This window comes from Staphylococcus sp. Y174-1, assembly GCF_049897865.1.
Classification (GTDB): Bacteria; Bacillota; Bacilli; order Staphylococcales; family Staphylococcaceae; genus Staphylococcus; species Staphylococcus saprophyticus.
In genome coordinates this window covers 454,513-478,633 of record NZ_JAFCXB010000002.1, presented here as the reverse complement: position 1 = coordinate 478,633, position 24,121 = coordinate 454,513, and the positions used below count along the sequence as shown (strand labels likewise).

Genomic DNA, 24,121 nt, shown 5'->3' with positions numbered 1-24,121 from the left:
AAAGATGACATGCGCTGTTGTATTTCAGATGTGTGATCTGTTTATATTATTTAAGCATTTCTTTATAGACTTTATGGTTTTGGTAGACGCATTTAAGTAATGGGGCGTCAATTTGGTACGTATCGGCTAAGTTTAATAAATAACCTTGTAAGTGATCTGTTTCAATATTTAATCCTTTTTCCATGTCACGTTGCATAGAAGTCTTAAAATGGTATGATAACTGATCAAATGATGTCATATATTGTGATACAATATCGTCTGCGAGTGGCGCTCGATGTGCACGCATTATCGAAGCGACTTCATTGTATAAAGAGCGAACGAAGTTAATGCCACCATCACTGTCTCGAATAGGACCAATAGGCGCATGCATTAATGTTGTGATACTGGATAACACAGTAATCATTAAATATTTGTGCCACATGCCTTGCTCGATTGAAGTGCTTAATTTGAATTCTGCCTTTGTTTCAGAAAATGCTTGTGCAATTTTTTGTGCGCGTTCACTTTTACTTCCATCTAGTTCTCCAAAAAAGAGTTTATCAAAAGGGCTTGTTTGTATGATTTCTCCCATACTATCTAATGTTGTTTCTATCACACAATAGCCACCCATAACTTTGTCTCTACCAAAGATAGATTGTAATTGTGGAATATGTGCGACACCGTTTAATAATGGAATGATGGCAGTATGACCATCGACAAATGGCTTCAAATCTGTCATGGCTTGCTCTAAATGATAGGATTTAGAAGAAAGTAAAATAACATCGAAAGGCGCTACGCGATCGTCTTTTGTAATGAGTTGAGGATTGAAATGATAATCTCCCTGCTCACTGTGGATGGCTAATCCATTTCTTTCTAAAAATGACTTGCGTTTGGGTCTTACTAAGAATGTCACGTTCTGTCCGCTTTCGGCTAATCTGCCTCCAAAATAGCCTCCGATACCGCCAGCACCTAATACTAATATACGCATTGAATACAACTCCTTATACGCTATGTGTGTTGATTTGTTAATTGATGTATATATACCACATTTGAGGGGCATATACGCATATGAAAATAATTTTCAAATAATTCAATAGATGTAGTTGAGACAATATATTTTATTTTTAAATATATGTTTGAAATCAATAAAGGTTGTGCAATGTAATAAGTGTTCACTAATTACAAACATGGAGGGGTTCCAATGTCGTTTAAAAATGATCATAAGTATCAGTGGAAAGATATACAAGGGAGAGATTTTCTACTACCGTTTATTTATTTGATAGGTAATTTTTGTTTATCTATAGTCATCTTAACAATCATGATCGGAATCAATGAAACGCAAGGGAAAAATAACGCTAACTTTAATGCTAACTTTTCAGGTACGCCAGGCATATTAATGGAAATGATTGCCTTTATAATTATATTCGCGTTATGGATTTTATTCCATAGACATTCATTTAGACAATCGTGGAAACAGGGGCTACAAAATATTAAGCAACACTGGAAACTCATTGTCATTACATTTATCGTTATTATAGTGTTTAAAGAAATTTATCCATATTTAGTAAATGCATTCGCACCAGAACATTGGAAATTTGAAGAAACACAAAATGACAAAATGGTGGAGGAAATGTTTGCTACGCCTGTATCAACCATATTAGCTTTTTTCTCAATTGTAATTATTGCACCAATGACAGAAGAATTTTTATTTAGACATTTAATTATTGGCGAATTAGGAAAGAAATTAAATTTCTATGTTATGTCTGTTATTTCAATTATTGTGTTTGCATCTTTACATGTAACAGAAGCTAAATCTCCATTAGAAATTGTGATGTATCTTGCCATAGCAGTTGGTATTGTATATGTATATATGAAATCGCAGCGTAGTTTAGCTGTAGCCATTGCGTTACATGCTTTGAATAATTTATTAGCGTATATTTTCATGATTATCATGTAATTTACATAATTCTTAGTGATATACCTGTCTTCTTTGTGAAGGACAGGTATATTTTATCGTGTTAGTGTTTAGAATTTTCTAAAAACTCATTGACTAATCTTGAGCATAATGCTAGGATTAAACCACTAAACATACATATGATTGACTCTTATCAAGAGTGGTGGAGGGATGTGCCCGATGAAACCCAGCAACCGTCGATTTTTCGAAATGGTGCTAAGTCACAAAAAGTTATTTAACTTTTGGAGATGAGAGAAAGTGCAAACTTTCTCTTGATTTATTAAGAGAAAGTTTTTTTATACATATAAGTACGTTGAAACAAATTTTTAAGGAGTGAAAGTATTATGAGAAAATGGTTTATTTTAGGTTCATTGTTTGTGTTAACGATTATACTAGCAGCATGTGGTAAATCGAATGGTGAAAAAGAGGATAAGGAAATTACGATTGCTGCTTCGCCAGCCCCCCATGGCGTCGTACTTGAACATGCAAAAGAAGAAATGAAAAAGAAAGGCTATGATTTAAAAATAAAAACAGTTAATGATTATAAGGTTCCTAATAAATTATTAGATAAAGGAGATGTTGATGCGAATGCATTTCAACATACACCGTATCTTAAAGCAGAAAAGAAAGACCATAATTATAAAATAGAAGAAGCCGGGAAAGTGTTCACGACACCGATGGGCGTTTATAGTAAAAAATATAAAGACATTAAAGATATCCCTAAAGGTTCTACCATTTATGTATCAAACAATCCTGCTGAAGAAGGTCGTTTCTTGTCATTCTTTGTTGATAAAGGCTTAATCAAAATTAAAAAAGGTGTCAGTATTGAAGATGCTAAGTTTGATGACATTGTAGAAAATAAAAAAGATTTGAAATTTAATAACAAGCAAGGTGCGGAATTCTTACCTAAAACTTATAATAGTAAAGAAGGCGCAGCAGTGATAATGAATTCTAATTATGCGATTGATAATGGTCTAACACCACATAAAGATGCAATTGCTATAGAAGGAAAATCATCACCATTTGCGAATATTGTTGCCGTACAAGAAGGACATAAAAACGATAAAAAATTCAAAGAACTTATGAAAGTTTTACAATCTAAAGAGATGAAGAAATTTATAACTGATAAATATGGACAAGATGTTATTCCGTATGAAAAATAAATAATCATGTAATATATAGATTGAAGAGGAAGGTGATTCGATTATGTCTAAGCTAGGTATTATTGGTTTAGGAAAAGTGGGTACGCAAGTACTTACAGATGTACAGCAACTGAATTTGTTTTCAGAGATTATTTTAATTGATGATAGAGCGGACGTGGCAAGTGGTGAAGCACTTGACCATAGTCACTCGCAAGGACTGATAAATACTGCACATATCAAGATTCGTAGCGGTGTCTATCAAGACTTAACGGATGCAGACTTTATCGTCATAGCTGCGAGTGAAGCAACCGATAAAAATAATGGTGACCGTACATTATTAGCGCAAGGAAATCACGACATCATTAAGGGCATAATGTCCCAAATAGCTGAAGTGACGCAAGAGGCGGTTGTGATTCTGATATCTAATCCTGTAGATTCTATGGTTTACTTTGCAAATCAAATAGATTACCCAGCCCATAAAATTATTGGTACGGGTACGGCTCTAGAGACATCAAGATTTAAAACAATTATAGCCGATCATTATCAAATTGATCCAAATAATGTGGAAGCTTTTGTCATTGGGGAACATGGTCAACATGCAATCCCCGTGTGGAGTAAAGTGCATATTCATGGTATGGAACTATCGGAATTTGAGGCATTAAGTGATCGTCCAGCAATTGATAAGTCACACATCTCGTCCATTATCAACGAAGTGTCGATGGATGTTTTTTATCAAAAAGGGTGGACCAACGCAGCGATATCAAAAGTGACATCATTTTTGATACAGTCCATTGCATTGGATCAGAGAACAATTACACCATTGACTTCCCTGAGTGCAGAATATGGCTTAGAAGATGGTGCATTTAGTTTACCAACATTAATAGATAAAAAGGGTATTGTTCAAAGATTTGCGATAACATTAGACAAAGAAGAAGAACGCCAACTTAAAGAAGCATATGAATATATTAGACAAACGATTCATACAGCACAACAATAGCGATTAAAACTTTCAAACACGCATTCATTAGATATTTTCTTTTGAATGCGTGTTTTTTATATTTAAAATAAATGCTTATCTTGTTTATCAATCCGGTAATGGCTACAATATACTTAAATATAGTGATGAATAGAAGGTTGTAGGAAATTACACTGAGGTTAGGCTTCGGTTTGTGTGAGGTAAGTATTCTGAGACGTGTAAAAAAGGCAGGGCCATAGTGATATGGCCCTGCCTTTTTTATGAGTATGTGTGATGTCACACTTTAGCGTTACATCATAAACGTAGTAATATTGCATAAGAATCACTAAGGAAATTCGTAACATTAATTACCAAGTGAAATTAAGGAATACAAAAAAATCTTTTGCATAAGAATCACTAAGGAAAATCGTAACATTAATTACCAAGTGAAATTAATGAATACAAAAGAAAATCTTTTGCATAAGAATCACTAAGGAAATTTTTAACATTAATTTCCAAGTGATTCTTTAAAACCGTTATCGAGATCAGCAATAATATCATTAATGTTTTCGGTACCTACAGACAATCTAACTAGTTCTGGTACTACGCCGGAAGCTTTTTGATCTTCTGGTGATAATTGTAAATGTGTAGTACTAGCTGGATGAATGATTAATGATTTTGAATCACCTACATTCGCTAAGTGGGAAAATAGATTTAAACCGTCAACAAATTTGGCGATATCGTCTACCGTACCATCTATGCCAAAGGTCAATATAGCACCTTGGCCATCAGGTAAATATTTTTGAGCGAGTTGATGATAAGCGTTATTTTCTAAACCTGGATAGTTGACCCAAGTTACTTTTGGATGTTGTTCTAAATATTGTGCGACACGTAAAGCATTTTCAGAGTGTCGTTCTAAGCGTAAGTGTAGTGTTTCTAAACCTATTAAGAATTCATGGACATTAAAGGGTGATACTGCAGAACCTAAATCACGTAACAACTGTACACGTGCTTTAGTAATATAGGCAGCTTCGCCAACATCTTTAGTATAAGAAATACCATGATAACTTTCATCGGGTTCTACTAAACCTGGGAATTTTCCATTATCCCAATTGAATTTTCCACTATCTACGATTACGCCACCAATGGAAGTGCCATGGCCACCAATGAATTTAGTGGCTGAATGTACTATGATATCTGCTCCAAATTCAAAAGGACGCAATAAGTAAGGTGTTGGGAATGTGTTATCAACAATTAAAGGAATGTTATGATTGTGTGCGATATCGGCTACAGCTTCAATATCTAACACATCAATGCGTGGGTTCCCAATGGTTTCAGCATATACTGCTTTTGTTTTATCTGTTATTGCATTTTTGAAATTATCTGGATGACTAGGATCTACAAAATGGACTTTAATACCTAGTTTTTTAAAGGTGATATTTAAAAGGTTATAGGTACCTCCATATAAATTTGACGAAGCAACAATTTCATCGCCACTTTCTACAATATTTAAAAGTGCTAAATGTATGGCTGCTTGTCCAGAAGATGTAGCTAAAGCACCTACACCACCTTCTAATGCTGCAATCCGTTCTTCAAAAACATTTTGTGTAGGATTCATAATTCTTGTATAAATATTGCCATCTTCCTCTAAAGCAAATAACTTTCTCGCATGTTCAGTATTATCAAAGACATAACTAGATGTCTGATAAATTGGTACAGCACGTGCTTTTGAAAAATCATCTACTACTTGCCCGCCATGAATAGATAAAGTATCTAAATGCCAAGGGGTTTGAGTCATATGATAAAACCTCCATATAATTTCTAAATTTTCTGATAATTACAACTATACAAGAGCTAATTGGCTATTTCAAGTATGCTTACTAAAAAAGTAGGAATTAGATTATTATACTTTATTATCTTGAAAATGAAATGATTGCAAATAAGAACAAAAGGATTTATAATTCTTATCGGTATAGTAAGGTATTGTGGAGAGAAAGGCATTATGGAGGGAAATAATGATTGCTTTTGATTTAATTGGAAATACGCCATTAGTATTGTTGGAGTCATTTAGTAATAAAGATGTACAAATTTATGCCAAGTTAGAACAGTATAATCCTGGTGGTAGTGTGAAAGATCGATTGGGAAAACATTTAATCGAAACAGCAATAAGAGAGAATATAATCCAAAAAGGTGATGTCGTTGTAGAGGCGTCTGCAGGAAATACAGGGATTGGCGTTGCAATTGCTGCTAACCATTATGGCGTCAGTGCTGTGATTTTTGCACCTGAAGGTTTTTCTGAAGAAAAGATATCAATTATAAAAGCGTTAGGTGCTGAAGTCATCAGAACAGATCAAACTTTAGGCATGGCAGGTGCACAAAAGGCCGCACGTGATTATGAACTGCAAACTGGTGCGTATTATTTAAATCAATTCGAATCTTATCGCAATCCTGAGACCTATAAATCTACAATAGGAAAAGAAATAACAGATAAGCTTAAAGATATTGATTATTTTGTAGGTGGTGTTGGTTCAGGAGGGACTTTTGCTGGTGTTGCTGAACATTTAGCAGCATCATATCGTACCGAAAGTGTCATCGTAGAACCAGAAGGCTCTATTTTAAGTGGCGGTAATGCGCATAGTCATGATATTGAAGGGATCGGTTCAGAAAAATGGCCATCTTTTCTACCTAAAGCATTGGTGTCAGATATTATAAAAGTGAGTGATGATGCCGCTTTTCAAAATGTTAAATTATTAGCAAGACAAGAAGGTCTTTTAGTAGGTAGTTCTTCTGGAGCAGCATTGCAAGGCGCTCTAGAAATTAAAAAACATATTAATAAAGGTGTCATTGTAACCATTTTTCCAGATGGCAGTGATCGATATATGTCAAAACAAATTTTAAATTATAAGGAGACAATCAAATGAATAAAAAAACACAATTAATTCATGGTGGACAAACAACAGATCCGTATACAGGTGCAGTTACAACGCCAATCTATCAAACAAGTACGTATATGCAAGATGGTATTGGCGATATGAGACAGGGATATGAATATTCACGTTCGGCAAATCCAACACGTAGTGCTTTAGAGGGGTTGATTGCAGATTTAGAGCAAGGTGAAAGTGGTTTTGCATTTGGTTCAGGTATGGCAGCTATTTCAGCAGTTATTATGTTATTAGATAAAGGTGACCATTTACTCATCAATTCAGATGTGTATGGTGGTACTTATAGAGCTTTAACAAAAGTGTTTAATAGATTTGGTATTGATGCTGAGTTTATCGATACGACAAATATAGAAGTTGTTGAACAATATATTAAACCTGAAACGAAAATGTTATACATTGAAACGCCGTCTAATCCTTTATTACGTGTCACTGATATTAAAAAATCAGCAGAAATTGCTAAAAAGCATCATTTAATTTCGGTTGTCGATAATACATTTATGACACCATATTTCCAAAATCCATTAACATTGGGTATTGATATTGTCTTACATTCAGCAACAAAATATATTGGTGGTCATAGCGATGTTGTCGCTGGATTAGTAGCAACAAGTGACGCTGAATTAGCTGAACGTTTAGGATTTATTCAGAACTCAACTGGTGGCGTGCTTGGACCTCAAGATAGTTATTTATTGATTCGTGGCATAAAAACGCTTGGATTACGCATGGAACAGGTCCAACGTAATACGCTTGCTATCATTGATATGTTACAACAACATTCAGCAGTGAAACAGGTATTCCATCCAAGTATCTCAGATCATTTAAATCATGATATTCATGAAGCACAATCCGAGGGCCATACAGGTGTTGTCGCATTTGAAGTCGCTGACATAGAAAGTGCTAAAAAAGTAATCAGTGAATCACATTATTTCACTTTAGCTGAGAGTTTAGGTGCTGTTGAAAGTTTAATTTCAGTACCTGCATTAATGACACATGCTTCAATTCCTAAAGATATTCGTGAAAAAGAAGGCATCGCCGACGGATTAGTACGTTTATCTGTAGGTATTGAAGATACAAAAGATTTAGTCGAGGATCTAGAACAATCATTAAACGCATTAGATAAATAGTATAAATTTCAAAAAGAAATGATATGCATATAGGCATAAGTTGGGAATAAGCTGAAATCAATTTAGAATTATTGATTTCAGGCTTATTCCCTTTTTATATATGGTTATATTCATCATTATTTGAGTTTGAAGTTTGATGTTGTGCGTAAGTATCGTTAAGTATATCTGAGTTAGTTTTTTGTAATTTACTATAACGACCTTTCGGTATTTTGTTTTCTGTAACCTCTACTTTAGGATAAATGAGTAATGGAATCAGTCCGATAATGCCAAAAATGATAAAGCTATATTGATAATTAAGTATATCAATTACAATACCAGCGATAGATGAACCTATGACTTGTCCAACCGCTAGAAGTAAAAAAGGTATGCCTATGCCAAGAGAAGCATTTTTGACAAACAGTTTGATTCCCCAAACCAGTAAAACACCGGTTAAGAAAATATAACTCAGGCCGAATAGTGATGACGCAACAAATGGCAGTAACCAAATGCTTGGCGTGAATGCTAATAATACACTAGCGCATGCTAATGCAATAACGCCAAAATTAAACGCGAAATGAATCCCTTTTTTATCGATAATTGAACCAGAAATACCACCAACTACACCAAATATGCCAATTAAAATCCAAAAAATAGAGAGTGCTATATCTGAATAATTGCCTGTTAATTGGACAAAGGATTTTGAGAAAGTCCAAAATGGTGCTGTAGATATACCGAGCAGTGTAGAGGCAGTGACGATACGTGTGCTCGCAGAAATATCTCTAATATTAAGACTACCTGTATGAATTTTAATATCTTTTTGAAGCTTCGGTATGACGATATAGTTCCAAAATAAAACAACCAATGCAATTAAAGCATATATTAAATAAGTATGACGCCAATCTAAAAATACAAGCATTGCTGTTATACCAGTAAACATTAAACCCATACTCGTTCCTGAATTAATCCAAGTATTTGCTTTACCTTGATCTTGAAGATTAATCCACAACGAAATGGTATAGCCATACGGAGGAGAAACGAGACCGGTGCTTGCACCTGTAAAAATAACACCGATAGATAGAATGATTGCATTGCTTGATACGCCAATAGTAATCAAACCAATGACTACAGAGATGCCAGCAAGTATAATCATACGTTTTGGACCAATCGTATCTGTCTGTAAAGTTGAATAAACGATTGTAAAACAATACGCTAAATAAAATAAAGACGAAATTAGACCAGCTTGAGATGCAGATAAAGATAAATCATTAGTAATGTCTGGTAAAAAGAGACCAAAACTAAAACGGCCTAATCCATAGGTCGTTGCGATCATAGCAATACCAGGGAATACAAGTTTTGAAAATTTCATTAATAGGAACCTCCTTTTATAGATAGAATGTTCATTCTACTTAGAACCAAAAAATATATAGAATGTTCATTCTACTTTTGCGCTAAAGATAACGAGTAAGTGCATTTTGTATTAAAATACTTCAAACTCGTTTGGAATTATTGATTATGTGCTTCATTTAATAATAACTTGGCCATTGTGATAGCATGCGAAGTCGCATCTTTAGAACCTAATAAAGCAGTCATAGAAGTTGTACCTTCTAAAAGCAAAGTATATTGAACGGCTAAATCATAACCATTTTCAATACCAGCATCATCAGCAAGTTTTTCTAAATAATGTAACAGTCTTTCTTTGTGACCTCTTGCTGTACTTTCAATCTCATTATCCGTGTCTGCATAATCCTCAATAGCACGCATAAACATATCACCTTTATACGAATAATCATTTAACCACTGACAATGCGCCGTGACTGCTGATATAAAAGGTTTTTCAGGATGTTGTTCAACGTGACTGTCTAGATAGTGCCAATAACGTGTTTCACGCTGTTTCAGTACTTGAGCCACTAAGTTATCTTTAGATTCAAAATGATTATATAGCGTCATCGTTGCGACATTAGCTTCTTGTATAATTTGCTTCAAACCTACACCTTTAAAACCATATTCATAAAATAGGCGTTCTGCTACACTCAAGATATCTTGTTTCTTTTGTGACATATATCTCACACTTTCAAAGTAGAATGGTCATTCTATTTAATTCTAGCAACGCACAATGAGAATGTCAAAAAAAGCGTAAAGCTCAATACACTTATCTGATTATAAAGTGTATTGAGCTTTACTAATAGCGTCGAATGATATTTGCATGATTTAGTTGTAGTAACCAAGCGTAGCTATTTCTTTGGAATGCCGATGACATGTCCGAGTTGTTTAGGTACGTCGAAAGTGTTTTGTTGATCAAAATAGTGTTTGATTTTTTCTTGGATGGGTTTAGGAAAGTCCATGCTTCGTCTTGTTTCATTGCCAACACCCATCATAATGGCTTCATATGTTGCATTGCGTTCATCGTTGCTATTATACATTGTTAAGAATAAATGTACTCTTTTGGCATCGTAATCGTAAATATGTACTTTAATATAGAAGGATTCATCGAGTAAAAGTTCTTTTAAAAATGAAATATGCGCTTCTATGCTGAACATTGTCACATCTTGACTATGACGATAATCTGTAGAGAAATCGATAGATTCAAAAAAGCCTACAACAGCATCACTGAAAATGGAATAATATTGCGCATCATGCATATGATTATTATTGTCTATCCAAGATGGCTGTACCGTATTTTTATAGATATATTCATCTGTCACAAAAATCACTCCTTTATTTTTTATAAGCCTGTACTATTGTATCAATTATGTATGAACAGAGTTAACAATTTGTTTTACGAGGCTTAAAAATAGTTAATTCTTTATAAAATCCATAATGTAAGATAGTATGATATTTAGCTTACTAGAAAAATTTACAACTGGAAAAGGGGGACATATATGGTATTGGTTGCCTTAATATTATTCATTATTTCTATTGTCTTTCTTATTTATTCTATTACATTATTAATGGGCAAAGATGGTACCATGTTTAGTTTGTTTACAAAAGAAGAAAAAGCATTAACTAAAGGGCAAAAGTTAACCATTTATCTCATTACTATTGTATTATTTGTAGCAAGCTTAGTTTGGCTACTTAACCTGATTTAAGAAATAGACTTTGAACGTTAATAATATAACTGAACTCATATTCATAATAAAAAGGACTGGAAATGATTCCAGCCCTTTTTTAAAACTAATACTTTCTTAAAAAATCTACATCACGGTCAAAGATTTGTTTGACGACATAACATTGAACTGCAGTTATGATACTTTCAATCACTTGTGTTTTATTAGATAAGATACGAAGGCTGAAACCGTGAGTTGGTAAATGTGTGATACCAAAACGACAGTCATATTTATGTTGGAAGTGTTTAATTTCCTCATAAACTTGTTCAATAAATTTTTGATTTACGCTAGGGTGGATGAAATAACAAGAACCAAGGTGCGTATAATCTTCCATATAACCTAGACCATCTACATTTTGTTTCTGTGGATCGAGTAACATATTATCAAACGTTACCAATGCATCATCTACATATATTTCGTTTAGTAAGTGCATATACGTATAACTAAAGCGTTTGTCTGATTTGGAATAGCCTGGCGTAAGAATATCTGTATAGAATAGGGAAGCAGTTGATTCCAAATTGAATACATTGTGTTGATAAAATTTAGCGTTTTCAAAGGCTATAATGGGATCACCAACATATTCAGCATAACCATTATTTTTTATATTAAAGGTTTGGTATTGCTCGACATGATCATTCAATGTTTTATAAATTTTTGTGGCACCTTGTGAAGTTAATATAACTTTAGCATCAGAATCAATATTAAAATTCATCGTATAGCGGTCACCATCTAAGTATCCGCCACCTACGTTGACGATATAGAAGGTGGGGATATCAGATTGATTTAGATAGACTGGACGCATGACTTTTAAGGCTTTTTCAAAAAAGACATCTCTAGCAACAGATTTTTTACCATTGTTAAAAACGGATAAATCTAATTGTCCTGTCCAAGCTTGTTTGTTGTTAGACATTTAGGCTAATCCTTTAAGAAAGACATCTTGTTCAATCCATTGTATGACTTCATCCAAGCCTTCATCTGTTTTAAGATTTGTAAAAGTAAATGGTCGTTTCCCACGGAAGACTTTCGTGTCTTCTGCCATACGATCTAATGATGCGCCAACGTAAGGTGCTAAATCTGTTTTGTTAATGACGAAAAAGTCGGACTTAATCATACCCTGGCCACCTTTACGTGGGATTTTTTCCCCTTGGGCAACATCGATAATATAGATTGAAAAGTCGACAAGTTCAGGACTGAATGTAGCAGCTAAGTTATCGCCACCTGATTCTATAAAGATAAGTTCAATATCATCATTGCGCTCTTTTAATTCATCAATCGCTGCAAAGTTCATTGACGCATCTTCACGAATTGCTGTATGAGGGCAACCACCTGTCTCTACACCGATGATTCTATCTTCGGGTAAGACACCTGAATTTACTAATATTTTCTCATCCTCTTTAGTATAGATATCATTTGTAATTACACCGATACTCATGTCTTTTGCTAAGCGTTTGACAATTTTTTCGATAAGTTGCGTTTTCCCTGCACCAACAGGGCCGCCGACACCTATTTTAATTGTATCTGTCATAAAGCTTGTCCTCCTAAGATATAAAAATTCTTACATTTACGTTTTCATGTTCCATTTGATTGATTTCCAAACCTGGTGCTGTAATACCGAGCTGTGACGCAGGAATTATCATGATATGGTCTCTTGTTTCTTTCATGATTGGAATCATCTTATGAACAATACGCTGTCCGGCAGTTTGTCCTAATGGAATTGCACGAACGGCATTTTGAGTGAGACTGGACACATTTTGATATAGATAATAGTCAATGATGGTTTCGATATCGACACCGAGATGGTGACCAAGCATTGTAAAGCAAATTGCAGGATGCAAGGATGCTTTTTTATCTTTCATTTGGTCATGATACCAATTAATCCAATCGCTATCATATAATTCAGACGCAAGTTTAACCATGCGATTTCCCATTTGTTTTGAACCTTGTCTCGTCTCTTTTGGTAAGTTTTGAACGAAAAGAATACGATCTAATTTCAATATTGCTTTTGTATCATTTTCATTTAGGGCATCATACACTAAACGCATTGTTAAACCATCTGCATATGTTAATTGCTCATTTAAAAATAACACAAGCCATTGTTGGAAACTTTCTTCGTCATGGACAGTATCACGCTGGATATATGTCTCAAGTCCAAATGAATGACTGAATGCGCCTGTTGGGAATTGCGAATCGCAAAATTGAAACAGGCGTAGGTGTGCATGATCAATCATGTGAATGTCCTATGTGTCTGAATGCTTTGTTAACTTTGCGGTCTTCATGTTCATAAGGAATACCTAGGTCTTTTAATAAAGATTCCACTAAGTAGTCATATTGAACGAGCATTTCAGTTTCTGTGAATTGTGCTGGTAAATGTCTGTTACCAAGTTGATGAGCGATATCTCCCATTTCTTGTAATGTACGTGGTTTGATTACCAGTAAATCTTCAGAATTTACATCAACAACAATCATATTTTTATCATCTTTATATAATATATCGCCGTATTGTAAATCAATAGGCTGTTTTAAACGGATACCTATTTCATTACCATGATCTGTTGTAACGCGTTGAATTCTTTTTACTAAATCTGAATTTTCTAGGTATACCTTTTCCATATGTTTACCTTTTTCACTATCTGAAAGATTAGCGATATTACCTACAATTTCTTCGATAATCATGATTTACCTCCTAGAATAAGAAATAGCGTTGTGTTAATGGTAATTCTGTAGCAGGTTCGCTTGTAATTTTCTCTCCATCAACAAAAACTTCATATGTTTGTGGGTCAACGTCTAAATCTGGTGTTGCATTATTGTTTTTCATATCTTTTTTACTTAATTTACGGATATTGTGCACAGGTCTTAATTTGCGTTTTAAGCCTAAAAGTTTACCAATATCGTTTTCATAAGCAGTTGTAGAAACAAAAGTCATCGATGTACTTTGGAGATTTCCACCTAATTGACCATACATTTTACGATATTTTAAAGGTTCTGAAGTAGGGATAGAGCCATTCGCATCTCCGTTGATTGCAGCATTGATTAATCCGCCTTTAACGATGACATCAGGTTTAACGCCAAAGAATGCTGGTTCCCAAAGAATGATGTCGGCTAATTTACCTTCATCAATTGAACCTACATAGTCAGAGATACCATGTGTAATGGCTGGGTTAATCGTATATTTAGCTATATAGCGTTTAATACGATTATTGTCATTGTATTCACTGTCGCCATCTAATAATCCACGTTGTTCTTTCATACGGTGAGCAACTTGCCAAGTACGGGTAATTACTTCTCCGACACGTCCCATTGCTTGTGAATCAGAACTTACCATACTAAATACGCCCATATCTTGAAGTACATCTTCAGCTGCAATGGTTTCTTTACGAATACGTGAATCCGCAAACGCAATATCTTCAGGGATTGATGCATTTAAGTGGTGGGTAATCATAACCATATCTAAATGTTCATCGATTGTATTGACAGTATAAGGTAACGTCGGATTTGTTGAAGAAGGTAAAATGTTAGCATACGCAGCAGATTTAATTAAATCGGGCGCGTGGCCACCACCAGCACCTTCCGTATGATACATATGCAATACGCGATCTTTTACTGCAGCCATCGTTTCTTCCATGAAACCAGCTTCATTTAACGTATCTGCGTGCAACGCGATTTGTACGTCATAGTCATCTGCGACTTGTAAAGCATGATCCAGTGCTGAAGGCGTTGCACCCCAGTCTTCATGTACTTTTAAGCCGATTGCACCAGCGTGAATTTGTTCGACTAAAGCTGTGTGGTTTACAGCTTGCCCTTTACCAGTAAAGCCAATATTCAACGGTAATGACTCTGCTGCGAGTAACATACGATGTAAGTGCCATGGTCCAGGTGTGACAGTTGTCGCCTTCGTACCCTCAGACGCGCCTGTACCGCCACCGATATGTGTTGTGATACCACTTTCTAATGCAACTTGCGATTGTTCAGGGTTAATGAAATGGACATGTGTATCTATGCCACCCGCAGTTACGATTTTACCTTCAGCAGAAATAATGTCTGTTGTAGCACCAATAATAATATCTACGTTATCCATAATATCTGGATTGCCAGCTTTACCAATTTTCATGATATAACCATTTTTAACGCCGATGTCGGCTTTGACAATCTTATCGTAATCAATAATCATCGCATTTGTGATGACTAAATCAGCAACTTGCTTGTCATCACGTGTGACATTTGGATTTTGTGCCATACCATCACGGATAGACTTACCACCGCCGAATGCAGCTTCATCTCCATATGTAGCGTAATCACGTTCTACGCGAGCAAATAAGTTTGTATCGCCTAATCTTACAGAATCACCAACAGTGGGTCCATACAGACTTGTATATTGGGATTGCGTCATTTTAAAGCTCATACTTTTTACCCTCTTCCTTTGTTAGCATTTTTACTCGTTTTGTCTTGTTCTGCAATGACTTCTGTTGCAGTACCATCATCTTCCGGTTTATAAACACGTGACTCATCGATGGAACCATTTACGTCACCATGAAAACCGTAGATTTTACGTTTACCACTGTATTCTACGAGTTGTACTTCTTTTTCATCACCAGGTTCAAAACGAACAGCCGCGCCTGCTGGTATATCTAGACGTTTGCCATAGGCTTTTTCATGATCGAATTGTAACGCTGGGTTAGCTTCGAAAAAGTGATAGTGTGAACCAACTTGAATAGGGCGATCGCCTGTATTTTTAACATTAAGGATTGTTGCATTATGCCCTTGATTCACTTCGATTTCTGTACGTTTGACTATAATTTCACCAGGTTTCATAATTTTAATCCTCCTCTAAACGATTGGGTGATGGACAGTAATGAGTTTCGTACCATCTGGGAACGTTGCTTCGATTTCCATTTCAGTTAACATATCTGCAACGCCTTCCATCACGTCATCTTCATTTAATATTTGTTTACCATAGCTCATGAGTTCGGCAACTGTTTTTCCGTCTCTAGCGCCTTCGAGTAACTCGAAACTGATAATAGCTACAGCTTCCGGATAATTTAATTTCAAACCTCGTTGTTGACGTCTGCGAGCTAAATCTGCTGCGATGACCAACATCAGTTTATCTTGTTCACGTTGTGTAAAATGCACAATCTCACTACCTTTCGACAAATTGAATTGTGTACATAAAAAATTATATGTGCACCTTAATAATAAGACGATTAATTTAGAACTACAAGAATAACCCATTACATTTTACAAAATTCAAAAATATTTAAATAAAATCATGATATATATTGCTTTAATTTTTTGTATTTCTCATATATTATTGTTTAAGTCAGAATATATAGAAATCAGGTGACAATGTGGATGCGATTCGAATTGTATTGAAGAATATCTCACAAGTACTACTGCTAAATAATGCATGGACGGGATTATTTATTTTGCTAGGGCTATTTATAGGTAGCTGGAAGGTGGGTGTGATGGCACTCATAGCGAGCGTCATTGCATTGTTACTAGCAAAAAGGACTAATTATTCAGAAGAAGAAATCAATACAGGATTATCAGGTTTTAATCCAGTATTAACAGCAATTGCATTGACATTATTTTTAGTACCACAATGGTACAGTTTAATTATTATTTTAGTTGCAATCATCATTACGATGCCAATCGGTTCTGCATTTAGAGAGTTCTTTAAACCTTTTGGTGTACCTATGTTAACGATGCCTTATGTGTTCGTAAGTTGGCTCATTTTACTCATGTCATTTCAATTTAAATTCGTAAATGCTGATGTAAATATTCTTCCCAATGCGATACAGGAAATTCAATTTTCGGGTCATCATATTCAATTTATCAATGCTTTTTTATCCGGATTTAGTGAAATATTTTTATTGAAAAGTGTGTTAGCGGGCACGTTAATATTAATCGGCATTTTTATAGCATCTAGAAAAGCGGGTGTTTATGCGATAGTAGCCAATTTAATAGGATTTTTAGCAGTGATTGTATTAGGTGCAAATCATGATCAAATTAATGAAGGTTTATTCGGCTATAATGTGATACTCACTGTGTTAGCGCTAGGCATAGCATTTCGAACTAGAATACAACGACCAATTAGTATCGTTTTAGGTATATTGCTGACTGTGGTCATCCATGCAGGTATGACGACATTATTAACACCCTATGGACTCCCTGTCTTTACACTGCCGTTTATTATCGCAACGTGGATAATGCTATTTGCGGGTAATCAAATGAAAGCGCAAGAAATATAATCATAGGTTATTAATAATGAATGTTATGCAAGATAAAGTCATAAGTATATTTTTTAAGTGATTAATAATTTATTAGAAAGAAGGAATATGAATGAAAAAAATGGTCGCACTATTAGCAACAACAGCGATTGTGTTGGCAGGTTGCAGTGGATCAGGTAATGAATCAAAAGGTAAAACATTGAATGTCGAATTGCCACTAAAGACAACTTCTATAGCACCTTACGAAACAGATGTACCTGTTAAGATAGGCTCAGCAGAATCACTATTTAAAGCAGGTGCGAATGGTAAAGTACAAAAACTTTTAGTAGATACGTATAACCAGAAATCACCAACGCAATTAGATTTGAAATTAAAAGATGACATTAAATTTCAAAATGGTAAAAAAGTAACGGGCCAAGCTGTAAAGGCGAGTCTTGAGGAAAGTATAAAAAAAAGTGATCTCGTTAAAGGCTCATTACCAATTAAAGAAATTAAAGTAGATGGCCAAAATGTAAGTATCACTACCAAAGAGGCTTATCCTGAATTAGTATCTGAATTGGCCAGTCCATTTTCGGCTATTTACGATACAAAAGCGGATAGTGATGTAACGAAAGCGCCTGTTGGTACGGGACCATACCAAATTAAAGATTACAAACAATCTCAAAATATTAAACTAGATCAATTTAAGGATTATTGGCAAGGTAAACCAAAATTAGACCATGTAAATGTTACATATCAAGAAGATGGTAATGCGCGTTCAAGTGATCTAAGTTCAGGCAAAGCCGATGTCATCACAGATGTGCCAGTCGAAAAAGAAAAAACATTAAATCAAGGTGATAAAACGACAACATCTTCAGTTTCTGGATTTAGAACGTCCTTGATCATGTATAACCACACAAGTAAAAAAATGACGAAACCGGTGCGTGAAGCCCTTGACAAAGTTGTGGATAGAGAAAGCATTGCTAAAAATGTCTCCAAGCATCATGCGACACCTGCCACTGGGCCATTTAATACAAAATTAGATTTTATTGATAAACAACAGGTACAAAAGCAAGATATTGATGAAGCTAAAAAAATAATGGCAGCGCAAGGCTACACGAAAGCACATCCTTTAAAACTAACGGTATCAACATATAACGGACGTCCAGAGCTTCCAAAAATGGCTCAAGTACTTCAATCAGATGCTAAAAAAGCAAATATTGATATTACGATTCGTAACGTAGATGATATAGAGGGTTATCTTAAAGACAAGAGCCAATGGGATGCATCAATGTATAGCTTTGGAACGATTCCTAGAGGTGATACGGGTTATTTCTTTAATCAAGCGTATAAGCCTGAGGGTGCAATCAATGCAGGTGGATATGACAATGCGAAAGTAACCAAACTGATTGATCAATTCAATAAAACAGTTGATAAAACTGAACGTAATCGACTAACTAATGAAATTATCGATATTACAGATAAAGATAAAGCCAATAGTTATCTTACTTATATGGATAATATTGTCGGTATGAATAAAAAAGTTAAAAACTTAAAAGCAACGCCTGAAGGCATTTATCTCATTGATTATAAGGTTGATAAAGCGAAATGATATTAAAAAATATACTTTCTAGAATTGGACAAATGATTATTGTATTGTTTGTCCTTTCTACTATTACTTTTATTTTAATGAAACTTACGCCAGGAGATCCTATAGATAAAATATTACATTTGGATGTAGCAAATGTTTCAAGTGATCAAATAGAAGCGACTAAAGCAAAACTGGGGCTAGACCAACCCGTAATCATTCAGTATGTGCAATGGCTCGGGCAAATTATCCAATTAAATTTTGGGACCAGTTATCAAACAGGTGAACCCGTTATCAAAGAATTAATTTACTATACACCGCCAACATTATTTATCGCAGTGATGACAATAGTTGTCGTGTTTGTCGTAGCCATACCATTAGGCATGATTGCAGCAAAGTACTATCATACATGGTTAGACAGTTTAATAAGAAGTGTGACATCTTTTACAGTAAGTATACCGTCCTTTTTCTTGGGTACGATATTGATTTATGTGTTTGCGCAAAAGTGGAATCTACTCCCGTCCTCTGGTCTTGATACAATGGCAGGCTATATATTACCAGTCATTGCATTAAGCGTTGGTATGAGTGCATATTACGTAAGGTTAATGCGTTCAAATTTAGTCGAACTCTACCAATCAAAAGAAGTGGAAGCAGCAAGATTAAGAGGGATGTCTGAACGTTATATATTATGGCAAGATTTATTTAAACCAGCAATTATTCCAATCATTACGGTGTTAGGTATGTCTGTGGGCAGTCTAATCGGTGGTACTGTTGTGATAGAAAATTTATTTGGTATACCAGGGATTGGTCATTTTCTTGTAGATAGTATTCGAGCACGTGATTACCCTGTTGTTCAAGGTGCTGTTATCATGATTGGTTTCTTTGTTGTATTAGCAAATACAGTGAGTGATTTACTATTATTATGGATTGATCCCAAGCGACGATATAACAAGCCAACGGATATTGAATGCATGAAACGTCAGGATGGTGAGTCATTATGAAGCACATTAACCGACGAAATATGATATTTTATGCATTTGCGGTTTATTTTGTTGTACTTATCATTGCACAGTTTTTTGTATCGTCTCATAGTGCATACGAAGTCAATTTAGGCAGTAGTTTGGAAACGCCAAATTTAACACATTGGTTAGGTACGGATGATTACGGACGTGATTTATTTTCAAGAGTGATTATCGGTGCTAGATATACATTAATCATAAGTTTAATTACGCTGTTTATTACAGTTATCATTGGTGTGCCATTAGGTCTGCTTGCTGGTTATAAGAAAGGTATCGTAGATACGTTCATTATGCGTTTAATTGATATTGGGTTAAGCATTCCTGAGTTTGTATTAATGATTGCATTAGCTAGTTTTTTCAAACCGAGTATTTGGAACCTTGTCATTGCGATTACAATTATCAAGTGGATGACCTATACAAGATTAACGCGGTCAGTAGTTAGTAGTGAAATCAATAAACCATATATACAGATGGCAAGATTATTTCATGTACCGACACATGTCATTATTTTTAAACATTTTATGCCGCAAGTGATGCCATCTATTATTGTATTAATGACTGTAGATTTTGGGAAAATTATATTATATATTTCTTCACTTTCATTTTTAGGATTAGGTGCACAACCACCATCTCCTGAATGGGGCGCGATGCTTAATGCAGGCAGAGATTATATTAGTTCCTACCCGTTACTGATTATTGTGCCAGCCTGTTTAATTACTGTTACGATTTTATTATTTAACTTAGCAGGCGACGCGCTGAGAGACAGGTTATTGAAAGGACAACGTGATGTGAATGACTAATATACTAGAAATAACAAATTTATCTATAGCAGATCGTTTTGGTAATAAGCTGATTCAACACGTGGATTTAGGTCTTAAAAAAAGTAAAGTGAATGTCTTAATTGGTGAGAGTGGTTCTGGCAAAAGTTTAACAGCTAGAGCAATGGTCCAACAGATACCGAACACACTAGATATGCAATACGATTGCATGACTTATGAACATAGTGAGATGTCTGATATGCACAATCTTTTAGGTAAAGAAATTGGTTTTATTTCTCAAAACTATACACACAGCTTTAACGATCATACGAAACTTGGGAAACAATTGATTTCTATATATAGACAACATTACAATACAGATAAAAAAGGTGCGCAAAAAATTGTGGAACAAGCACTATCATGGGTCGAATTAAATCCTTCTCAAATGATGTCAAAGTACCGTTTCAGTCTTTCTGGAGGGCAATTAGCTCGAGTTCAAATTGCTAGCGTATTAATGCTCAATCCTAAGGTCATTATTGCCGATGAACCAATAGCTTCATTAGATGCTGTTACAGGCGTGAGTATTATGAATTTGATTAAACATTTGGCTGAAGTACACAAAGTGACTTTGCTGTTAATAACACATAATCTATCGCATGTATTAGATTTTAGTGACTGGATTCATGTCATTAAAAATGGTGAAATGGTAGAGTCCAATCATATTGATGCTTTTAAAAATAATGATGTTAAACCGTATAGTTTAAAATTATTTAATTCCCGTAGTCGATTAAAGAAAGGGGATTACCATGCTTAATTTAACAGACGTTAGCTTTAGCTATAAACATGAAGCTATTTTAAAAAAGATTCAATTATCCATACAAGCCGACGAGATTGTCGGAATCGTTGGTGAAAGTGGTTCTGGTAAGACGACACTAGCAAAAATAATGCTCGGATTACTTCAACCAACACATGGTGAAGTTATCACGCATAAGGAACGCGTTTTACCAATATTTCAACATGCTGTAGATAGCTTTAATCCTAAATTTAAAATTAGAAAATCTATGGAAGAGCCAATAAAGTATCAACGTAGAGGGGAATCACAAAAGGCGGCGCAACGCTTGTCTGATTTAATGGTCTATATGCAATTAGATACAAAATTGATGGATCGATTGCCTGAAGAGTTAAGTGGTGGCCAATTGCAGCGTTTTAATACGATACGTACATTAATGTTAGAACCTGACATACTTATTTGTGACGAAATTACAGCAAGCTTAGATGTCATTGCAGAACAACGTATGATTGATATATTAAGGCATTATTATAAAACAACACATAAAGGCATGATATTAATATCACATGATCTTGCGTTTCTAAATCAAATTGTTAATCGATTCATTGTAATGAAAAATGGTGAAATTGTAGATGATTTTGAAACTAAAGATTTATTTAATGTTACGCGTCATGAATATACTAAAACACTACTTTCTATTTATTAGAAAGTAGTATTTTTTTAAATTTCGATAATAAAATATATTTAAATTTCGATAATAAAATATATTTAAATTTCAAAAATAATGCGTGATATATGATTGAGATTAATATATAATAATGTATAATTGAGAATAAGATGAGAAAAGGGGAAAGATAAATGAAAAAATTAATATTTCCGTTGCTAGCACTGATGTTAATACTAGCGGCGTGTGGCAATAATTCAAGTGATGACGCTTCGAAAAAGGATAAAGAAGAAAAGACGTATACACAAGATTCAGGTAAAAAAGTAAAGATACCTAAAGACCCTAAATGTATCGTAGTGTTAGGTGCAACATATGCAGGTGGATTGAAAGAACTTGATGCAAATATCGTGGGTGTCGCAAACATTGTAGATGATAGTAAAGTGTTAAAAGACAAATTTAAAGATGTTGATAAAGTAGATGCTGAAAATGTTGAAAGTGTAGCGAAACTTAAACCAGATTTGATTATTACATACAACACTGACAAGAATTTGAAAAAATTAAATAAAGTTGCACCAACTATTGCTTTTGATTATATGAAACATGATTATAAAGAACAGCATAAAGAGTTAGGTAAAATCGTAGGTAAAGAAGATAAAGCAGAAGATTGGATTAAAGACTGGGAAGAAAAAACAAAAGATGATGGTAATGAAATTAAAGATGCCATCGGTGAAGATACAACTGTATCTATCATTAAAGATTTCGACAAAAAAATCTATGCATTAGGTAAAACATATGGTCACGGTAGTGAAATTCTATATGATTCATTTGGTTTGAAAATGCCTGAAAAAGTAGAAAAAGCGACTAAGAAAAATGATTTAGCTGATATATCTGAAGAACAAATTCCTGAAATGTCAGGAGATTATGTTGTTACACCAGTTGCCAAAGGTGCAGATTTATCATTCGAAAATAAAGATATTTGGAAAAATACAGAAGCGGTTAAAAATGGTAAAACATTTAAAGTGGATGAAGGTATCTACTGGTTAAATGATCCATATTCATTAGACTATGAACGTAAAGACTTAAAAGAAAAATTATTAAATCATTAGTCATTTAAAACAAATTAGTTAGTGAAGTAAACTTAAAACTGTCGCCAAAGTTGTTAAACTTTGCGGCAGTTTTTCTATTTGATTGAGTATGTCAATGTGTATCAATGGTCATTATTTTGATAACAGCGCTAAGATGATAAAGAAAGATGCATATGTCATAGTTTTTGAGCTAAACATTATAAGGTGACATCCTATATTAAGACAAAAAATGTATTTATAGAATTAATTAAATAAATGTTATCATTTACATAAATAAAATCACATTGTATTAAAACGATGCTTATATCTTTGGGAGGATACGATGAAAAAACAACAGAAAATTGATAATTGGGTACAGCTCACGAAATATGTAAACTATATCGATACGATGATTGAGAAAAAATTGAAGCAAGAATACAATTTGAGTTTAAAAGAGTTTTATGTGTTGTATGAGATTTACAAAGCTAAAGGGAAAAAATATAAAATTAATGATTTGATTAAAATTGTAGATTTAAGCCAAAGTGCAATGTCACGTTTAATTGTAAGAATAGAAAAGCCAACGAAAGCATTAGTAGTGAGACAAGAATGTCTTGAAGATCACCGGGCGATGTATATTTATTTAACTGAGGAAGGGCAGGACATTACTGAAAAAGCTTTGAACACGTATGAAAGTCTGATCTCAAAAGTGAGCTTTTCTAATATTCGTAAGCTTTCTCAAATAGATAGTATAGATTAATGGTGTATGTAAGCTATAACGATAGCTGTGTTGATAAATAAACAGCAGTATAAATATTTGGTTGAATGATAAAACGAGTGTTTTATAAATAAAAGGGCTAAA

General features: G+C 34.3%; 26 protein-coding genes and 1 riboswitch. Of the genes, 14 read left to right on the top strand and 12 right to left on the bottom strand.

The annotated features are described in order from the left end of the window. Nucleotides 1-46: 46 nt before the first annotated feature. Nucleotides 47-964, bottom strand: a complete 918-nt coding sequence (gene panE, locus ACP7BT_RS09130; RefSeq protein WP_069821375.1) for a 2-dehydropantoate 2-reductase — start codon at nucleotides 962-964, stop codon at nucleotides 47-49. Nucleotides 965-1,177: 213 nt separating this feature from the next. Here panE and ACP7BT_RS09125 point away from each other — a divergent pair, with 213 nt between their 5' ends. The 3 genes from ACP7BT_RS09125 to ACP7BT_RS09115 all read left to right on the top strand — a co-directional run bounded on the left by ACP7BT_RS09125 (nucleotide 1,178) and on the right by ACP7BT_RS09115 (nucleotide 4,069). Continuing rightward, nucleotides 1,178-1,933: a CPBP family intramembrane glutamic endopeptidase gene (locus ACP7BT_RS09125; protein WP_041079441.1), complete on the top strand. Its 756-nt coding sequence runs from the start codon at nucleotides 1,178-1,180 to the stop codon at nucleotides 1,931-1,933. Nucleotides 1,934-2,078: 145 nt separating this feature from the next. Then, a riboswitch (SAM riboswitch) is annotated at nucleotides 2,079-2,185 on the top strand. A gap of 89 nt (nucleotides 2,186-2,274) precedes the next feature. Then, a complete protein-coding gene (locus ACP7BT_RS09120; protein ID WP_011302237.1) occupies nucleotides 2,275-3,093 on the top strand; it encodes a MetQ/NlpA family ABC transporter substrate-binding protein in 819 nt (272 codons plus the stop codon). 43 nt (nucleotides 3,094-3,136) lie between these two features. Further along, a complete protein-coding gene (locus tag ACP7BT_RS09115) occupies nucleotides 3,137-4,069 on the top strand; it encodes an L-lactate dehydrogenase (protein ID WP_041079439.1) in 933 nt (310 codons plus the stop codon). 466 nt (nucleotides 4,070-4,535) lie between these two features. On the opposite strand, the gene ACP7BT_RS09110 is transcribed toward ACP7BT_RS09115, so the two are convergent. After that, entirely contained in the window at nucleotides 4,536-5,825 is a 1,290-nt protein-coding gene (locus ACP7BT_RS09110) for a homocysteine synthase (RefSeq protein ID WP_002482207.1), read from the bottom strand. 217 nt (nucleotides 5,826-6,042) lie between these two features. On the opposite strand from ACP7BT_RS09110, the gene ACP7BT_RS09105 reads away from it, so the two are divergent. Both ACP7BT_RS09105 and ACP7BT_RS09100 read left to right on the top strand, forming a co-directional pair. Next, nucleotides 6,043-6,948: a PLP-dependent cysteine synthase family protein gene (locus ACP7BT_RS09105; RefSeq protein ID WP_002482208.1), complete on the top strand. Its 906-nt coding sequence runs from the start codon at nucleotides 6,043-6,045 to the stop codon at nucleotides 6,946-6,948. Then, on the top strand, nucleotides 6,945-8,093 hold the full coding sequence (locus tag ACP7BT_RS09100) for a bifunctional cystathionine gamma-lyase/homocysteine desulfhydrase (protein WP_041079437.1): 1,149 nt from the start codon (nucleotides 6,945-6,947) through the stop codon (nucleotides 8,091-8,093). Before ACP7BT_RS09105 ends, ACP7BT_RS09100 begins: the two co-directional genes overlap by 4 nt. A gap of 94 nt (nucleotides 8,094-8,187) precedes the next feature. Here ACP7BT_RS09100 and ACP7BT_RS09095 read toward each other — a convergent pair whose 3' ends face one another. The 3 genes from ACP7BT_RS09095 to ACP7BT_RS09085 all read right to left on the bottom strand — a co-directional run bounded on the left by ACP7BT_RS09095 (nucleotide 8,188) and on the right by ACP7BT_RS09085 (nucleotide 10,774). Continuing rightward, a complete protein-coding gene (locus tag ACP7BT_RS09095; RefSeq protein ID WP_002482210.1) occupies nucleotides 8,188-9,438 on the bottom strand; it encodes an MFS transporter in 1,251 nt (416 codons plus the stop codon). A 137-nt stretch (nucleotides 9,439-9,575) separates the two neighbouring features. Then, complete coding sequence (locus ACP7BT_RS09090; protein ID WP_002482211.1) at nucleotides 9,576-10,130, bottom strand: TetR/AcrR family transcriptional regulator; 555 nt, start codon at nucleotides 10,128-10,130, stop codon at nucleotides 9,576-9,578. A gap of 173 nt (nucleotides 10,131-10,303) precedes the next feature. Beyond that, a complete protein-coding gene (locus tag ACP7BT_RS09085; RefSeq protein WP_037537560.1) occupies nucleotides 10,304-10,774 on the bottom strand; it encodes a thioesterase family protein in 471 nt (156 codons plus the stop codon). Nucleotides 10,775-10,951: 177 nt separating this feature from the next. Here ACP7BT_RS09085 and ACP7BT_RS09080 point away from each other — a divergent pair, with 177 nt between their 5' ends. Then, entirely contained in the window at nucleotides 10,952-11,158 is a 207-nt protein-coding gene (locus ACP7BT_RS09080) for a hypothetical protein (RefSeq protein ID WP_011302246.1), read from the top strand. An 85-nt stretch (nucleotides 11,159-11,243) separates the two neighbouring features. Here ACP7BT_RS09080 and ACP7BT_RS09075 read toward each other — a convergent pair whose 3' ends face one another. Genes ACP7BT_RS09075 through ACP7BT_RS09045 form a run of 7 tightly spaced genes read right to left on the bottom strand, consistent with a single transcriptional unit; the run spans nucleotide 11,244 to nucleotide 16,303 of the window. Continuing rightward, nucleotides 11,244-12,086 carry an urease accessory protein UreD gene (locus ACP7BT_RS09075; protein WP_002482214.1) on the bottom strand — a complete coding sequence of 281 codons (843 nt, stop codon included), beginning with the start codon at nucleotides 12,084-12,086 and terminating at the stop codon, nucleotides 11,244-11,246. Continuing rightward, nucleotides 12,087-12,701, bottom strand: a complete 615-nt coding sequence (gene ureG / locus ACP7BT_RS09070; protein ID WP_002482215.1) for an urease accessory protein UreG — start codon at nucleotides 12,699-12,701, stop codon at nucleotides 12,087-12,089. Between the two features lie 13 nt (nucleotides 12,702-12,714). Then, on the bottom strand, nucleotides 12,715-13,404 hold the full coding sequence (locus tag ACP7BT_RS09065; protein WP_041079422.1) for an urease accessory protein UreF: 690 nt from the start codon (nucleotides 13,402-13,404) through the stop codon (nucleotides 12,715-12,717). Continuing rightward, nucleotides 13,397-13,849 (bottom strand): urease accessory protein UreE, encoded by a 453-nt coding sequence (gene ureE, locus ACP7BT_RS09060; protein WP_002482217.1) that lies wholly within the window; start codon nucleotides 13,847-13,849, stop codon nucleotides 13,397-13,399. Before ureE ends, ACP7BT_RS09065 begins: the two co-directional genes overlap by 8 nt. 10 nt (nucleotides 13,850-13,859) lie before the next feature. Then, nucleotides 13,860-15,575 carry an urease subunit alpha gene (gene ureC, locus ACP7BT_RS09055; protein WP_002482218.1) on the bottom strand — a complete coding sequence of 572 codons (1,716 nt, stop codon included), beginning with the start codon at nucleotides 15,573-15,575 and terminating at the stop codon, nucleotides 13,860-13,862. A gap of 5 nt (nucleotides 15,576-15,580) precedes the next feature. Then, on the bottom strand, nucleotides 15,581-15,985 hold the full coding sequence (locus tag ACP7BT_RS09050; RefSeq protein ID WP_002482219.1) for an urease subunit beta: 405 nt from the start codon (nucleotides 15,983-15,985) through the stop codon (nucleotides 15,581-15,583). A gap of 15 nt (nucleotides 15,986-16,000) precedes the next feature. After that, on the bottom strand, nucleotides 16,001-16,303 hold the full coding sequence (locus ACP7BT_RS09045) for an urease subunit gamma (protein WP_011302251.1): 303 nt from the start codon (nucleotides 16,301-16,303) through the stop codon (nucleotides 16,001-16,003). Between the two features lie 215 nt (nucleotides 16,304-16,518). Between ACP7BT_RS09045 and yut the strand changes: the two genes are divergently transcribed. From yut to ACP7BT_RS09005, 8 genes are all read left to right on the top strand, one after another. Then, a complete protein-coding gene (gene yut, locus ACP7BT_RS09040) occupies nucleotides 16,519-17,421 on the top strand; it encodes an urea transporter (protein WP_041079419.1) in 903 nt (300 codons plus the stop codon). Between the two features lie 91 nt (nucleotides 17,422-17,512). Next, nucleotides 17,513-18,991, top strand: coding sequence for a nickel ABC transporter substrate-binding protein (gene nikA, locus ACP7BT_RS09035; RefSeq protein ID WP_041079417.1), 1,479 nt, complete (start codon nucleotides 17,513-17,515; stop codon nucleotides 18,989-18,991). After that, the gene (nikB, locus tag ACP7BT_RS09030) at nucleotides 18,988-19,968 is read left to right on the top strand and encodes a nickel ABC transporter permease (RefSeq protein WP_041079416.1); all 981 of its coding nucleotides are present in this window, start codon (nucleotides 18,988-18,990) and stop codon (nucleotides 19,966-19,968) included. Before nikA ends, nikB begins: the two co-directional genes overlap by 4 nt. Further along, nucleotides 19,965-20,786, top strand: a complete 822-nt coding sequence (gene nikC / locus ACP7BT_RS09025) for a nickel transporter permease (RefSeq protein WP_041079414.1) — start codon at nucleotides 19,965-19,967, stop codon at nucleotides 20,784-20,786. The genes nikB and nikC overlap by 4 nt, the downstream gene beginning before the upstream one ends. Further along, complete coding sequence (locus ACP7BT_RS09020; RefSeq protein WP_041079412.1) at nucleotides 20,779-21,558, top strand: ATP-binding cassette domain-containing protein; 780 nt, start codon at nucleotides 20,779-20,781, stop codon at nucleotides 21,556-21,558. The genes nikC and ACP7BT_RS09020 overlap by 8 nt, the downstream gene beginning before the upstream one ends. After that, nucleotides 21,551-22,240, top strand: a complete 690-nt coding sequence (locus tag ACP7BT_RS09015; protein WP_002482226.1) for an ABC transporter ATP-binding protein — start codon at nucleotides 21,551-21,553, stop codon at nucleotides 22,238-22,240. Before ACP7BT_RS09020 ends, ACP7BT_RS09015 begins: the two co-directional genes overlap by 8 nt. Nucleotides 22,241-22,392: 152 nt before the next feature. Further along, complete coding sequence (locus ACP7BT_RS09010; RefSeq protein WP_426303760.1) at nucleotides 22,393-23,304, top strand: ABC transporter substrate-binding protein; 912 nt, start codon at nucleotides 22,393-22,395, stop codon at nucleotides 23,302-23,304. A gap of 301 nt (nucleotides 23,305-23,605) precedes the next feature. Beyond that, nucleotides 23,606-24,019, top strand: coding sequence for a MarR family winged helix-turn-helix transcriptional regulator (locus ACP7BT_RS09005; protein ID WP_002482229.1), 414 nt, complete (start codon nucleotides 23,606-23,608; stop codon nucleotides 24,017-24,019). Nucleotides 24,020-24,121: the final 102 nt, after the last annotated feature.